We start from the raw sequence: 14,716 nt of genomic DNA, 5'->3' as shown, positions 1-14,716 counted from the left end.
ACAACTATTTTAATAATAAACTTTTGCCAGATAAGTAATAGAAGCATAAAGGGAATTATAAGCTTATGAAAGGATGAAGAATTGTGTCCACTAACGGAAGACAAAGAAGAGTACTTTTAGATTTAGCAGTCACTTTAGATGGTTTTGTGGAAGGGAAAAATGGTGAAATAGACTGGTGTATTATGGATCCGGAGATGGAGTTCACAAATTTTTTAAATAGAATTGATACAATTTTATATGGTAGAAAAAGCTATGATTTGTGGGGGGAGTATCATGCGTCAGAAGAATCTGAGCCAGAAAAAGAATTGTGGGAACTAATCCAGAGTAAAGAAAAGTATGTGTTTTCTAGAACACAAAAAGGGCTTCATAGTAAAGCAATATATATAAACGATAATATTCTTGAAGAAGTGAATAAATTAAAAAATATGCCAGGAAAAGACATCTGGCTTTATGGAGGAGCAAGTCTTATTACAACTTTTGTGAATTTGGGACTTGTTGATGAATTTAGATTATCTGTTCATCCTGTTGTTTTAGGAGAAGGAAGACCTTTATTTGTAGATATAAAGAAGAGGTTCAACTTAAAGTTGGTTAATTCAAGGACGTTTTCATCTGGAGTTGTACAATTGATTTACGATATTGATGAAAAGTAATTGTAGTAATGTATTTTATATTTGAATAAATTATCATTAAAGGTACTTCAATAGTTCCTATATTTCCAATACGGGAAGCAAGTGGCCGGTTCTAGCACTTCCGACAAAGGCATATGAACCATCCCATGGCTTTGATTATCTTGAATTCGAGTCTTATAAAAACGGAGGCTTATCTATGAAATAGAGCAAGCTGAATTTAGGTTCTGGTGTAGTTAATAAGGGTCTTGATAGCGATCCATTTTCTGGTTGGGGGAAGTGGAGAAGGAAAACCCATAATAGATATGATGGACATATGCTATAATGGGACAAAAAATAGGAAGGGATATTATGGGAGGTCCTGCAGATTTTCGGGAACAAATATTAGAACAACTAAAATCTATTTTGAATGAACAACTCCAGTAAGGAAAAAGCGCGTGTTTACTTGACCACATCTATCTTGTAAGGAATGGTAGACTCTTCGATTTGCTCGATCAGTTTATTCCATTTAGAAGGAGAGATCGGGGAGTACGATTCGATAGCGATGTCGATATCCGAGCTACGTTTTTCTTCCTGTCGAACCCAGGAACCAAATTGATGGAAACCTTAGTATAACAAGGTTCTATGGGTCTTTATTATTGTCCTATTAAATATCCGAGTAATGGGCAGCATGATCTAAGGTCTAGCTTACACATTCCTCTTACGTAGTAAAGCTGCAAAACAAAAGAGCTTACTTCCTGATGAGGGAATAAGCTCTTTTTTCGTTCCTTACAATAAAAATAAATCGCACTTTAATTTAGTAGAGTGGCAGGGGTCAGACACCGCAATTATTACCCCCATACTTTTATATGATTTTTTCCTTTTTGCAACTTACTGATCGGTCCCAATACACTCTTTTCTGACCTTTTATCTCCTAAGTAATCCGTATCCAATGTTATTTCGCTTCCGTCTGGACTTTCAAAATCTGCATCCACTATACGTACCCTATTTAAGGTTTGAGTAGTTTGAACCTCTCCCAGCATTTTCTCGAAATCGTCTGGAAGCACGCAAGAAAGATAAACTTCATTTCCTTGTTCGGTAATACTTAATTGCGGGTCAAATTGGTCTGCTGTTATTTTTCCATCTTCTCTTTCAAAGGATTTCGCACCATTTAAGTAAGCATTGTGGTTAATATAAACAGGCTGCTCTACTTTATTAAATGCTTCATGATCTCCAGGGTTTTCATGTACTATCTCAATGTATTCCTCTAATGAGGTGGGGTAACCATTGTAATGATCAGTGCCCACATTTTCCAGACCTTCATCACTTATGAAAATATTATTGAAATAGCGATCATCCCCTCCATAGGTAGCAGCAAACCCAGCTACCTGCGTACTATGTGGGACATGATAGGGAGTTGGTCGATCAAGCATTTTCCGATGAACCATTTTCCCGCGAATTAAATTGTTTACATAGGCGCCCCCTTGAGCATGATTATCTAAGGCATAATCCGCTGTTAGAATATTGTGATCAATGATGAAGGGGCCACTGCTAACTTCGACAAACAAATCCCGGTTATTTCGATAATAAAGGTTACTGCTTACTCTTGTACCTTGTGTCTGCCAATCTAACCATGTTCCTAGAGAGCAATCATGGATCCGATTGTGATGGATTTGTACATCAATGGGTGCGTGTAGCTTTATCCCTGCTATTTCATGTCCATAAAACTCTCTCTTTAAACCGATATGATAAATATGATTATTATATATCTCACTGAACACACATCCCAGATGTCCAACAATACCGTTTTGTCCACAATCATAGATGGTGTTGTTGCGGATAATATGGGAACCAATCTTCTCTTTAGTCCAGCCGGCATGTTCAGCTAGGAAGACAGACTCTAACTGATATTGATAGCCTGGTTTATCTTTTCTTTTCGAACGATAATTATTTCCAGTGGAAGCTTCTTTACCGATACTAATGGCACTGCACTTGGAATCATGGATAATATTATCCTCGATAACCCATCCTTTACTCCAATGGGGGCCCAGTAAACCTGGTTGATCAGCAGTGGGTGGTGTCCATGGAGTCGCTGCCTGGGCCATTTCAAAACCGCGGACGGTAATGTAATTGATTCCCGTTTCTTCTGGATAAAAGCAACATTTTCGTACGTTTATTTCGACTAATTCTTGAGTAGGGTCCTCTTCGTGGAAATTAGCATAAATCGTTGTGGTATTTTCATCTGTTTCTGCAAACCAGACATATTTTGTCTGGACTGGATTGTGGACAGGGACAACCTTATCTGTCCAGTGATCCAATACTTCTGTTTGAACAGTAGGGTTTTTCACTTGTTCCATGTTTTCCGCTTCATAAAATGACTTCCCATTCAAATAAACATCTCCTAGATGTCTCCCTGGATTATATACAACCCAGTCACCAAAGATTTCTTCTTTATAGGGATTATAGTCACCAAAGAAAGCATTTGGCAGAGTGGTTTTCCAGACAGTTCCTTCTACTTGCTGCCAATCTTTAATTCTCTCGGAGCCTTTGATGGCAACTTTCTCTCCATCAGCGGCTTTATAGATGATCCTTCGTGTTTTGCTTAATCCTGAATTTTTTGGTTTCACCCATTCCCGGTACTCTCCCTCATGGACAATGATCGTATCGCCAGCTGTTGCAACAGATGCTGCCTGATTGATAGTTAAGAATGGATTTAGTTTCGTTCCCTCATTAAGATCCGAGCCATTTTTTGCTACATGATATTCAAAAGTCATTTTTACTTTTCCTCCTTTATAGCAACTCTCTAATTATTATAAGAATTGGAAAATTTAGATACTATTCAAAATATAGTATAATTTAAGACAATATTAGTGTTTTTGGTGGGAGGAAAAAATCGTGGTTTTCTTTGAGGATCATGGAGTAGAAGAGAAAGAATCGTTTGAGTTTTTCACACTAGTTAATGAGAACTTTCCTCTCCACTTTCACCGAGCGTATGAGCTCATCATCGTGAATGAAGGAGAATTACTCGTAACCGTTGATAAAAAAGAATATTTACTACAACAAAATGATGTGGCTTTTATTTTTAATAACCAGATCCATGAGTTTAAGACAGTAAATCATTCCAATATAACCATCGTAATTTTTTCACCTGAATTAATTGGGCATTTTTTTATGAACGCCAAGGGATATATACCAGAAAATAATGTCATTCATTTAAGGGAAGTCCCTGACCTGGATACATTGAACTCCATTTATTGGCAGAAGAGTTTTCTCTATGACATATGTGGAAGATTAGTTGATCATACGAGACTGACCCCAGTTGAATATTCTTCAAAAACGAAGGTGTTTTATAAAATACTGCTGTACGTAGACAAACAATATAGTTATGATTGCACGTTAAAAGCTGTTGCTAAAGACCTGCAATATGATTATGCCTATTTATCCAAGCTCTTTGTCCATATGACGAACATATCCTTTACCGAATACCTTACTCAATACCGAATCTCACAAGCTTGTTATCTGTTAAAGAATAGTCAGCAGACCATTAGTGAGATTGCAATGAACTGTGGTTATAATAATTTGCGGTCTTTTAATCGGAATTTTAAAAAGATCACTAAGCTTTCACCTAGTAGATATAGAGAAATCTCGTAACAGGCATTGTTCTGTTACACAAAAGCACCAAACGAAATGCCTATGGCAAAGGTCAGTCGTTTTGGTATTTTAAACAACTTCCGTTTGTTTTCACATTGACTCCTAATTGAATTTATCTCATAATAATTTATTAATATAGAAGATGAACAAGTAAAAGTGTAATGTTGAAAGTAATGATAGAGAACTATTAAATAGGCCCAGATAAAGTAGAGAAGTATTCATCGACTGAAAAAAGCTATGGAACCTGTCCCTTGAGTTGTTAGGCAACCTTCTAACCAATTTTTCTCCGCTAAAGGATAATAAGTGGGAATTTGGTGTATCTAACATCAATAAAAGCGGACCGCGGAGACAGTGCTCTTCCGTCCTTTGTATAAGGGTGGAAGAGCATTTTTATACATAAAAAGCGGAGGGTGAATGAAAAATGAGTAAGAAAAGGGTCGTTGTCAAAATAGGTAGTAGCTCCTTAACAAATTCCAATGGTGGGCTGAATAGTGAAAAGTTACGTGAGCACGTAGATGCCATATCACGTTTGAAGCAGCTTGGACATGAGGTGATTTTGATATCATCCGGAGCAGTTGCAGCCGGCTTTACAGATCTTGGCTATTCCTCACGCCCTGTAACGATTGCCGGTAAACAAGCAGCCGCAGCGGTAGGGCAAGGACAATTATTAAAAGCTTATACAGAAGCGTTTAAAAAACATGGCATTGTGGCAGCTCAATTATTGTTAACAAGACAAAACTTTTTGTACAAAGAACAATATCAAAATGCACATACAACCTTAACTGAACTCTTGAAGCGCAATGTAACACCTATTATTAATGAAAATGATTCCGTGTCCATTGAAGAATTGACCTTTGGTGATAATGACATGTTATCCGCGCTGGTTAGTGGTCTTGTACATGCGGATTTTTTAATGATATTAACGGATATCAATGGGATCTATGATCAAAACCCACGAATTCATCCAAATGCGAAAAAATATGACTTCCTTCATGAAATTGATGATTATTTAATAAATGAGGCTTCTGAAGCTGGTTCAAAAGTAGGAACTGGTGGGATGAAATCAAAATTAGAGGCAGCACGTACAGCATTGGTTTTAGGCGTGCACGTATTTATTGGGTCTGGGATGGGGAGTGAAAAACTTATTGATATTCTAGGTGGGAAAGGGGATGGAACATATATCGGTAGCAGCTCACAGGTTAGTATGAATAATTCCAAACAATGGGTAGCGCTACATTCCATTCCCAGTGGAAGAATTGAAGTGGACGAGGGTGCTGAAGTTGCTATATTAAAACATGGTAAAAGTCTCCTGCCTGCTGGTGTAACAAATATTATTGGTGATTTCAAGGCCAACGATGTAGTGGAGGTAGTTAACATTCAAGGGGAACTAATCGGAAAAGGTAGTGTGAATTTTTCTTCCAATCAATTATTAGAAGTTAAGGGATTATCAAGCGCTGAAGCAATGATAAAAGCCGATAATGGCCAAAAGGTTGTTATTCATAGGAATTATTGGGTAAGTCATAATAGAATGAGAATGCAGTAGGAGTGAGTTAATTGCCCGTACTTTAGTTTTCATCTCGAAAACCGGTGTTATATAACGATCTTCCTTCTAATATCAAGAGCAAAATACGAACCTATGATAATTTAACAGGACTTTCTTCATCGTTTAGGTTGTTCCTCCATAAGGGAACCTTCTTTCTAAAGGAGGCGATATCAATGCAACCGAACTATCAAATTTTCGGTGATGATGAACAAATGGGTGAATCTATCGACCGAATTAAAAAACACGGAGTAGATGAAGATAACATCTACATTCTCTCTCATGACAATGACCATGTCAGACGTACGAAAAGACAAACAGATGCCAATAAGATCGGTGTAAGCGAAACTGGGCTCGGTACAGCGACAAAGAATGTTTTCCGTGGGAAAGATGATAAGTTGATTTCCAAGATGAAAGAGATTGGGTTCGAACAATCCAAGGCTAAGGAATTACACAAAGAATTAGAAAAGGGAAAAACATTATTGGTCGTAACAAATGAAGAAGATGTCCAATTTTAAAAATTGCAGGATTCTTATTTAAAAAGCGGAGTGGTCTCAGGTATCGACCTCTCCGCTTTTATTTATTGAACCAGTACTTTAATATACTGCTGCAGCAGAAAAACCCCCGTATTTGCAAAAGAAGAGATACAAATCTATAAGTTTATTGAAAGCACTTGTGGGAATCAGTCATAAAAAGGAGGAGGGGTAGAATGATTCATAATGAAAAGTATATAGAAGGTTATACAATCCATGCAACAGACGATGAACTGGGCAAGGTGGATGCATTTTTATTCGATGATGAAAATTGGGCTATCCGTTACCTGGTAGCAGATACACGAAAATGGCTGCCAGGAAGAAAGGTGCTTCTATCGCCAATTTCCATTCAAAATATCAATCACCAGGCGGACCATATTTCTTTCAGTCTGACTAAAGAACAGGTGAAAAATAGTCCAGATATTGACGCAGATCAACCTGTATCCCGCGCCCAGGAAGTACGAATGAACCAGTATTTCGGATGGGGGAATTATTGGGGAGCTCCAGGAGTATGGGGGCCAGGCTTTTATCCATATGAGTTGGCGCAGCAGGAGTTCAATGAAATGACAGAGGAAGAAGCAGAAGTGTCTCAAGTTAGAAAGACTTCTGAGGTAATAGGGTATCGCGTTTTTACTTATAATGGAGAGGCAGGAGAAATCGATAGCTTTCTTATAGATGATAAAACTTGGAAAATCCGTTATGTGGTCATACGCTCCAAAATTGAAGGAGAAGAGAAGTTCCTTCTGGTGTCTACGGACTGGATTACAGATGTTAGGTGGGCGGATGAGAGCCTTCATATCTCCGTGGAAAAAGAATCATTAGTGAAAGCGCCTGCTTATCATCCTGATCTTACCATCGATCGCGATTATGAAGAATCGGTATTTAAAGCATTCAATAAGCCTCCATATTGGATGGAATAATAACCAAAGACCTTTCTCTTTTAAAAGGGAGGGTCTTTTGGTTTTATTTAATAAATGAAAAAGGTACCTGCTAACTATAGATATACTTAGCAGATACCGTGGGATGGATATTAGAGATTCAAAATGAATAATTTGTCGCGGGTCATTGACTCAATACTGCGACGTATACCTTGAGATCCGAGGCCGGAGTTTTTTGCTCCGATGAATGGGAAATGGTCAGGACCGCGTTCTGTTTTTGCGTTCAGTTGCACGGAACCCACGTCCAGTTTTGTAGCGATTTCTCTGGCCTTTTGAACATCTTTAGTAAAAATACTTGCTTGCAGACCATATTCTGATTGGTTGGCAAGCGATACAAAGTCTTCCTCTTCGTTAATACGAATGATCGGCAGGACTGGGCCAAAAGGTTCTTCCCATGCCACATCCATATTCGAATTTACTTGATCTAATAACGTTGGATAAACTAAATTACCTTCACGTCTATTGCCTGTAATGAGCTCTGCACCTTTGTTCAACGCATCATCGATCAAATGTTGGACAAAGTCAGCTGCATCGTTATTGATCAAGGGAGTCACTGTCGCATTATCTTCAGGAGATCCGACCGAGAGAGCTTCAACCTTCTGCTTAATTTTCTCTGTGAGATCGTTAGCAATAGTGTCAGCTACTAGTACACGCTTAATCGCTGTACAACGTTGACCTGAATAAGAGTAAGCACCACTGACGATGTGTTCAGCTGCTAGATCAAGATCAGCATCCTCCAGCACAATCGCTGGATCCTTACCACCGAGTTCTAATACGACAGGAACCATTTTTGCCTTTTGGGATATGGCTTGTCCTGTTTCTGTGCTCCCAGTAAATGTAATCATATCAATGCTCGGGTGTGTAACGAGAAAATCACCAATCTCTGAACCTTTTCCGGATACAAATTGGATTATATCAGTAGGCAGGTCTGTTTCCAGCAAAGCTTCGATCATCAGCTGACCGCTCAATGCCCCTTGGGAAGCTGGTTTGAAGACAACGGCATTTCCGGAGATGAGTGCGGGAGCAATTTTGGAAGCAGCTAAGTTAACCGGATAGTTGAAGGGAGATATGGCGAGGACAACACCGAGTGGCTCCTGCTCTACCATGGCCAGTTTGCTTGATGATCCTCCTCTGGAAGAATCCCCTTTCAACATTTCACCGTGGATGCGGCAACCCTCCTCGGCGGTGTAACGGATTAAATCCGCTGTCCGTACAACTTCTTTGATAGCGGAAGCCAGGTTTTTACCTACTTCTTTAGAAATTACCTCTCCGATTTGATCTTGTTTTTCAACTAACCGATCTGCCCACTCGTGTAAAATATCTGCCCGCTTATATACCTCTGTAGCGGACCAACTCTTTTGGGCTTCACTTGCCTGTTTTATTTTATCGTCTACTTCCTCTTGGGACATCAAAGGAAGAGAGCCAAGGACTTCGTTTCCAGAAACTGAATAGACTTTCTTTTCATTTTTGATTGCGATGCTGATAATTAATCAATCCTCCTAATATATTTGACTATTCTGATTATTAAGTATATTTTAATAGTCTGCAAGCTTTATGGAAGCGGTAACATCTCTTGTTTAAACGCTTACAATCGTTACAAGATTCCATATGATCCAGTATCCTTTCATTTTCACATAAGTGTTAAAAATTGTAAGTTAGAGTGAGGCATTTTATGAAAAGGGGAAGGAAAGGAATGAGTGTAATCCAACTATAATTCTTGGAAGGAAGGTCCTTTTAAATTTTATTGAGGATAATCCTTACAGAATAGGGTAATGGTATTATTTATGGGCAGATACATACAGAAAAAGGAACTCTAAATACCACAGAAGTGGGAGTTAAGAGTTCCTTCCTCATTTTTTAGAGGTTTCTTTTATTACGCCCTTTTAATTATATTGAGGCTCTTTCAGACAATTCTTTCGCTCATTCCGTATGGTGGCCTGAGCTGCTGCAAGCCGTGCAGAAGGAACACGGAAAGGGGAACAACTTACATAATCCATTCCTAAGTCAAAACAAAATTGAATGGATTCTTTCTCTCCGCCATGTTCACCGCAAATCCCTGCTTTTAGGGTAGGATTTGCTTCTCGTCCCAGTTTCACACCACTTTCTACGAGTTTACCAACACCTTCTTGATCTAACGAAACAAATGGATTCCTTTTTAGTACATCACTTTCCACATAATGCTGAAGAAACTTGCCTTCTGCATCGTCGCGGCTAAATCCAAACGTTGTTTGAGTTAAATCGTTGGTTCCAAAAGAGTAGAAGTCTGCCTCTTCGGCAATTTGATCCGCTGTTAGTGCTGCTCGCGGTGTTTCAATCATGGTTCCAATAAGGTAGTCGAAAACATGTCCTGTTTCTTCCTGAACCTGCTCACCGATATTAATCACCAGTTGACGCATCTTTTTCAATTCATTCACATGGCTGACTAAAGGAATCATGATTTCGGATTTAACGTCGATGCCTTTATCCATCACATTGGACATCGCATTAAAAATAGCCATGACTTGCATTTCGTAAATCTCCGGATACATCATACCTAAGCGGCAGCCCCGATGCCCTAACATAGGATTTGATTCTTCTAATAGCCTGACTTTTCGTAGGAGGTTTTGCTTTTCTTGTAGCTCGGATGAATGAGGGTCTTCAAGATGCATCCTTGTCACATCAACGAGCAGTTCTTCTTTGTCCGGTAAAAACTCGTGGAGTGGTGGATCTAATAAGCGAATAGTAATCGGATATCCTTGCATCGTTTCAAAAATTTGTTCAAAATCCTCTTGTTGCATAGGTAGGAGTTGAGCTAGAGCGTCTTTCCGTTCCTTGGTAGTTTCAGATAGAATCATATTTTGTACCGTTGGGATGCGTGAGGCGTCCATAAACATATGCTCTGTACGACAAAGGCCAATCCCTACTGCACCAAATTCTAGAGCTTTTTCAGCATCGACTGGATTATCAGCATTTGCTCTGACCCCCATGTTTGTTTCTTCATCAGACCAGCTAAGCAGTAATTGGAATTCTTCTGAAAGCTCTGGTTCGATCATTGGAATTTCGCCCAGGAAGATTTCACCTGTGGAACCATCAATCGTAATGGTATCCCCGTGGTTTACAGTCGTAGGCCCTGCGATGAATTGGTTGGACTCTAAGTGGATCTTTATGGAGTCGCAACCGCATATACAAGCTTTTCCCATGCCTCTAGCTACAACAGCGGCATGGCTTGTCATACCTCCGCGGCTGGTAACTGTTGCTTGGGCAGCCACGATTCCATGAATATCATCCGGTGTTGTTTCAGGGCGAACCAGGATGACTTTTTTTCCATCCTTGGAAAGCTCCTCGGCTTCATCTGCATCAAAGACGACTTGACCTGTGGCTGCACCAGGGGAAGCGGGTAAGCCGACAGCTAGTTGTTCTCTTTTCTGTTCCGGATCGATTCGGTGGTGGAGCAATTGGCTGATCTGATCAGGATCCACACGTAAAAGGGCTTCCCGTTGATCCATGATTTTTTCTTTTACCATTTCAACAGCGATTCTAATAGCTGCTTGGGCGGTTCGTTTACCAGTCCGCGTTTGGAGGATATACAAATTCCCGCGTTCCACCGTAAATTCAATATCCTGCATATCTTTATAATGGTTTTCTAACAGCTCACAAGTATTCACCAATTGCTGATAAACATCCGGCATTTCCTTCTGGAGGCTTTCAATCGGCTGAGGAGTGCGTATACCAGCCACAACGTCTTCCCCTTGCGCATTAATCAAATATTCCCCATAAAGTTTAGACTCACCGGTGGATGGGTTGCGGGTAAAAGCTACTCCTGTACCAGAATCATCCCCCATATTTCCAAATACCATGCTTTGAATGTTGACTGCTGTACCAAGGTGGCCAGGAATATCATGAAGGCGGCGATATAAAAACGCCCTCTGGTTATTCCAGGAGTCAAATACGGCATTGATGGTAAGGAAAAGTTGCTCCTTTGGATCTTGGGGAAAGCTTCTTTTTTTAGTTTTATACACAAGGGATTTGAATTCTTCAATCACTTGCTTCCAATCATCTGCTTGCAATTCTGTGTCGGAATGGTAACCTTTTTCTTCACGGATATCTTCTAACCGTTGTTCAAAAATATAGTTATCTACATCGAGGACGACATTGCTGAACATTTGGATGAATCTGCGATAGGAATCATAAGAAAATCGGGGGTTGTTTGTAAGTTCTGCCATCCCTTTTACCGTTTCATCATTCATCCCAAGGTTTAAAACGGTATCCATCATTCCAGGCATCGAGTGTACGGCACCTGAGCGGACAGAAACAAGAAGTGGATTTGCCAGATCCCCCAGCTGTTTCCCTGTTCTGGATTCAAGGTTCCGGAGTGCCTCTAATACTTGAGATTCGACCTCTGGCGAGATAATCTGCCCTGCATCGTAATAGGCGTTACAAGCAACAGTGGTAATCGTAAAACCGTAAGGAACTGGTAGACCAATCCGGGTCATTTCAGCTAAATTAGCTCCTTTTCCTCCCAACAGTTCCTTCTTTCCACCTTCCGATTGATCAAACATGAATACAAATTGGTTATCCATTACGCAAAGCTCCCCCTTTTTTTAAACATAGCTAAAATATGATCAGCCGTCTCTTCTATGGCCTTATGAGAGACATCAATGATTGGACAGCCGATTTTTTTCATAATGTCTTCCGCACAAGTTAGTTCCTCAAAAATTCTATCTAATGAGGCATAGTTTGCTGAATTTGTTAACCCCAGACCCTTTAATCGTTCCCTGCGGATTTCATTTAATTTTTCAGGTGAAATCACTAATCCAACACACTTTTTCCTTGGGATTGTAAATAGTTCCTGAGGAGGTGGAATCTCTGGGATGAGGGGTACATTGGCTACTTTGAATTGCTTATTGGCTAAATACATAGACAGAGGGGTCTTTGATGTACGTGAAACTCCAATGAGAACGATGTCTGCTTGTTTTAACCCCCGTACTTCCTGTCCGTCATCATACTTCACAGCAAACTCAATAGCTTCTACTCTTTTAAAATAGTCCTCATCCAGCTTTCTCATTTGTCTTGGTTGATGGTTAGGTTGCATATCAAATTTTTGAGTGAATGCATCCATCAGGGGATACATCAAATTGACAGCAATGACTCCTTCGTCTTTTGCTCTGTGGTCAATATATTGTTTTAAATCCTGAAGGACAATGGTGTAAGCAATGATGGAATGGTTATACTTCGACACAGTAATGACATTATTAATATCCTGCTTGTCCTCGACATAAGAAAAATGCTTAATCTCAATTTCCTGCTCAAAAAATTGGCTTGCTACAGCCTTTACCATGACTTCCGCTGTTTCCCCGACCGAATCTGACACGATATAGACAGTCTCTTTTTTAGTCACTATCCATCTCCCTATTCTATTAGTATTGGAATTTGCCGGATGAATCGGCTTGTGTAAGTATTGATCTAATATATTTCCTCTTGCTCGCCTCCCTCTATGATACATTCTTTTGTCAATTATGTCATACTATTAATCCTTTTAAAATAAAAATGACATACTATTAGGGTGAATGTATAGTATCATTGTTTTTGATTTGTGACAACAGAAAGATTTTTATATTTGAAAAAATAAAAAACCTCTCAAGAGTTCATAAACTCACGAGAGGCTTTTCGCATACGATATTTCTTTAAGAGGTGCGGTAGGGGTTATCTAATTTAACCTGTATCTATTCTTTAACCAAACAGGAACATCTTCATAGATATATAATGTTTGCATTCTCGAATGTTCCAAAAATAAGAGAAAGGGAACATCAAGCTTTCCTTCCTAACCATAATATTCCTGTAATTAAAATGAACGCAGTTAAAGCTAAAAAAGGAATCGTAATAAACCCGAACCAATTGATATACTCTGCTGTGCATGGTACTCCTTGAGTACATGGTTTTATGGCAGCAAAACCAGGGACTTTTTGCTCCAGGTAATGAAAGAGGGAAATCCCTCCTCCGATAATGGAAAGAGGAAGGGTATATTTAATGATTTGCCTTTCATTAAAGAAAGTGGCGATCCCCAACAAAATACTTAGGGGGTACATAAAGATACGCTGATACCAGCATAATTCACATGGAATAAATCCTTTTATATCACTAAAATACAAACTTCCTAATGTTGCGATAACGGATATCAACCATGCAAAGTACAAGTGATAAGATTTTTTACTAGCTCCGTCTTTTCCTGTATTCATTATTTGTCCTCAAGTTCTTCATCAATTACGGACTTAATCTTCTCATAATCGAAGGGGTTTTCTAAGATCTGCCCGTTAATCATGACAGTAGGGGTCTGTTGGATTTCATATTGTTCCACTAAGTCCTCATCGATGCTTACCGCTTCTTCTACTCCATCGGTGGTGAGACTTTCCTTAAATTTTTCTTCATCTAAATTCTCCACACTGTTTTTAGCAACTTCCACCAGCTTGTCTTCTGTAATCCATTGTTCATCGTGGCTTTCTGGCTGCTCCGAGAATAAATTTTTATTAAAATCCCAGAACGCTTCAGGAGCAAGCTGATAAATTGCTTCTCCTCCTTTAGCAGCCAATGCTGATTCTTGACCATGGAATAATACATTGATAAATGAAAGGCTTGCATCGCCCGTGTCAATATAGTCTTCCTTTAATTGAGGATAAATTTGATCGCTCCAAGCTTTGCACGAAGGACATTTGTAGTCCCCAAATTCAACAATTTGAACAGGAGCATCTTCATCCCCTAACGTTGGTTGGTTTTCCGTAGATATAGGCTCCTGATTGGCGCTGGTATCAGTCACTTCTGATTGTTCTCCTCTATTATCCAGGACAACAAAGACGGTAACTAGACCGATAACAAAAACCGTTAATAAAACGATGAACTTCATAGATCCTTTTTTCTGTTCTCCCATTTGATTCACTCCTATTTTATATATGTTCTATATCATAAAGTAGCACAGGTTTAGTTTATGGAAAAGCAGACCAATATTCAAGTGACTATTTGAATGATAACATTGACACATTTGTTACAGAAGCATACACTATATGCAAATAATCAAATGAATGTTTGAATGAGGTGCGAATATGAGTGGAACTTTGAAGAAAAACACATCGGATACTTGTGATACGTTTTGTTATGATGAAGAAATTATTAATAGAGTACAGCCTGAAATCGAGAAAGTGGAAGGCGTAGAGTTGATTTTTAAAGCTTTATCGGATGCCACACGTATGAAAATTGCATATGCCTTAACACTGGAGAAGGAGCTTTGCGTTTGTGATGTTGCCAATATTATCGGCTCAACGACGGCTACGGCTTCTCACCATCTAAGGTTGTTGCGCAACATGAAGTTGGCTAAATATCGCAAAGAAGGAAAACTGGTTTTTTATTCGTTAGCTGATGATCATGTTCATCAGTTAGTGTCGGTTGCTTTACTACACTCGAAAGAAGGGTGACTGAATG

12 protein-coding genes and 1 pseudogene are annotated in these 14,716 nt (G+C 39.3%); 6 read left to right on the top strand and 7 right to left on the bottom strand.

Translation table 11 applies throughout. The features are described from left to right. Positions 1–83: 83 nt before the first annotated feature. On the top strand, positions 84–650 hold the full coding sequence (locus tag BMZ58_RS09265) for a dihydrofolate reductase family protein (protein ID WP_075036260.1): 567 nt from the start codon (positions 84–86) through the stop codon (positions 648–650). Positions 651–1,067: 417 nt separating this feature from the next. Here the strand turns inward: BMZ58_RS09265 and BMZ58_RS21750 are convergent. Both BMZ58_RS21750 and BMZ58_RS09260 read right to left on the bottom strand, forming a co-directional pair. Beyond that, a pseudogene (locus BMZ58_RS21750) lies at positions 1,068–1,208 on the bottom strand (nucleotidyltransferase domain-containing protein); the annotation flags it as partial. 248 nt (positions 1,209–1,456) lie between these two features. Beyond that, positions 1,457–3,379 carry a right-handed parallel beta-helix repeat-containing protein gene (locus BMZ58_RS09260; RefSeq protein WP_075036259.1) on the bottom strand — a complete coding sequence of 641 codons (1,923 nt, stop codon included), beginning with the start codon at positions 3,377–3,379 and terminating at the stop codon, positions 1,457–1,459. Between the two features lie 121 nt (positions 3,380–3,500). Here BMZ58_RS09260 and BMZ58_RS09255 point away from each other — a divergent pair, with 121 nt between their 5' ends. From BMZ58_RS09255 to BMZ58_RS09240, 4 genes are all read left to right on the top strand, one after another. Continuing rightward, on the top strand, positions 3,501–4,256 hold the full coding sequence (locus tag BMZ58_RS09255) for an AraC family transcriptional regulator (RefSeq protein ID WP_075036258.1): 756 nt from the start codon (positions 3,501–3,503) through the stop codon (positions 4,254–4,256). A 421-nt stretch (positions 4,257–4,677) separates the two neighbouring features. After that, complete coding sequence (proB, locus tag BMZ58_RS09250) at positions 4,678–5,799, top strand: glutamate 5-kinase (RefSeq protein WP_075036257.1); 1,122 nt, start codon at positions 4,678–4,680, stop codon at positions 5,797–5,799. A gap of 173 nt (positions 5,800–5,972) precedes the next feature. Continuing rightward, positions 5,973–6,314: a YflT domain-containing protein gene (locus BMZ58_RS09245; protein WP_075036256.1), complete on the top strand. Its 342-nt coding sequence runs from the start codon at positions 5,973–5,975 to the stop codon at positions 6,312–6,314. 191 nt (positions 6,315–6,505) lie between these two features. Beyond that, the gene (locus tag BMZ58_RS09240) at positions 6,506–7,249 is read left to right on the top strand and encodes a PRC-barrel domain containing protein (protein WP_075036255.1); all 744 of its coding nucleotides are present in this window, start codon (positions 6,506–6,508) and stop codon (positions 7,247–7,249) included. Between the two features lie 110 nt (positions 7,250–7,359). Here the strand turns inward: BMZ58_RS09240 and BMZ58_RS09235 are convergent, their stop codons facing one another. From BMZ58_RS09235 to BMZ58_RS09215, 5 genes are all read right to left on the bottom strand, one after another. After that, on the bottom strand, positions 7,360–8,739 hold the full coding sequence (locus tag BMZ58_RS09235) for an NADP-dependent glyceraldehyde-3-phosphate dehydrogenase (RefSeq protein WP_341864776.1): 1,380 nt from the start codon (positions 8,737–8,739) through the stop codon (positions 7,360–7,362). A 411-nt stretch (positions 8,740–9,150) separates the two neighbouring features. Continuing rightward, complete coding sequence (ppdK, locus tag BMZ58_RS09230) at positions 9,151–11,826, bottom strand: pyruvate, phosphate dikinase (RefSeq protein WP_075036253.1); 2,676 nt, start codon at positions 11,824–11,826, stop codon at positions 9,151–9,153. After that, on the bottom strand, positions 11,826–12,644 hold the full coding sequence (locus BMZ58_RS09225; RefSeq protein WP_075036252.1) for a pyruvate, water dikinase regulatory protein: 819 nt from the start codon (positions 12,642–12,644) through the stop codon (positions 11,826–11,828). Before BMZ58_RS09225 ends, ppdK begins: the two co-directional genes overlap by 1 nt. A gap of 409 nt (positions 12,645–13,053) precedes the next feature. After that, complete coding sequence (locus BMZ58_RS09220) at positions 13,054–13,485, bottom strand: disulfide oxidoreductase (RefSeq protein WP_425268651.1); 432 nt, start codon at positions 13,483–13,485, stop codon at positions 13,054–13,056. Continuing rightward, complete coding sequence (locus BMZ58_RS09215) at positions 13,482–14,168, bottom strand: thioredoxin domain-containing protein (protein ID WP_075036250.1); 687 nt, start codon at positions 14,166–14,168, stop codon at positions 13,482–13,484. Before BMZ58_RS09215 ends, BMZ58_RS09220 begins: the two co-directional genes overlap by 4 nt. Before the next feature lie 172 nt (positions 14,169–14,340). On the opposite strand from BMZ58_RS09215, the gene BMZ58_RS09210 reads away from it, so the two are divergent. Beyond that, on the top strand, positions 14,341–14,709 hold the full coding sequence (locus BMZ58_RS09210) for an ArsR/SmtB family transcription factor (protein ID WP_075036249.1): 369 nt from the start codon (positions 14,341–14,343) through the stop codon (positions 14,707–14,709). Positions 14,710–14,716 lie beyond the last annotated feature (7 nt).

Source organism: Halobacillus dabanensis, assembly GCF_900114165.1.
GTDB lineage: Bacteria > Bacillota > Bacilli > Bacillales > Halobacillaceae > Halobacillus > Halobacillus dabanensis.
This window is presented reverse-complemented; position numbering and strand designations above follow the sequence as displayed.

Coding starts and splice junctions, on each gene's coding strand:
- BMZ58_RS09260 (WP_075036259.1), bottom strand. CDS start 3,379: ATGACTTTTGAATATCATGTAGCAAAAAATGGCTCGGATCTTAATGAG.
- proB (WP_075036257.1), top strand. CDS start 4,678: ATGAGTAAGAAAAGGGTCGTTGTCAAAATAGGTAGTAGCTCCTTAACA.
- BMZ58_RS09245 (WP_075036256.1), top strand. CDS start 5,973: ATGCAACCGAACTATCAAATTTTCGGTGATGATGAACAAATGGGTGAA.
- BMZ58_RS09240 (WP_075036255.1), top strand. CDS start 6,506: ATGATTCATAATGAAAAGTATATAGAAGGTTATACAATCCATGCAACA.
- ppdK (WP_075036253.1), bottom strand. CDS start 11,826: ATGGATAACCAATTTGTATTCATGTTTGATCAATCGGAAGGTGGAAAG.
- BMZ58_RS09215 (WP_075036250.1), bottom strand. CDS start 14,168: ATGGGAGAACAGAAAAAAGGATCTATGAAGTTCATCGTTTTATTAACG.
- BMZ58_RS09210 (WP_075036249.1), top strand. CDS start 14,341: ATGAGTGGAACTTTGAAGAAAAACACATCGGATACTTGTGATACGTTT.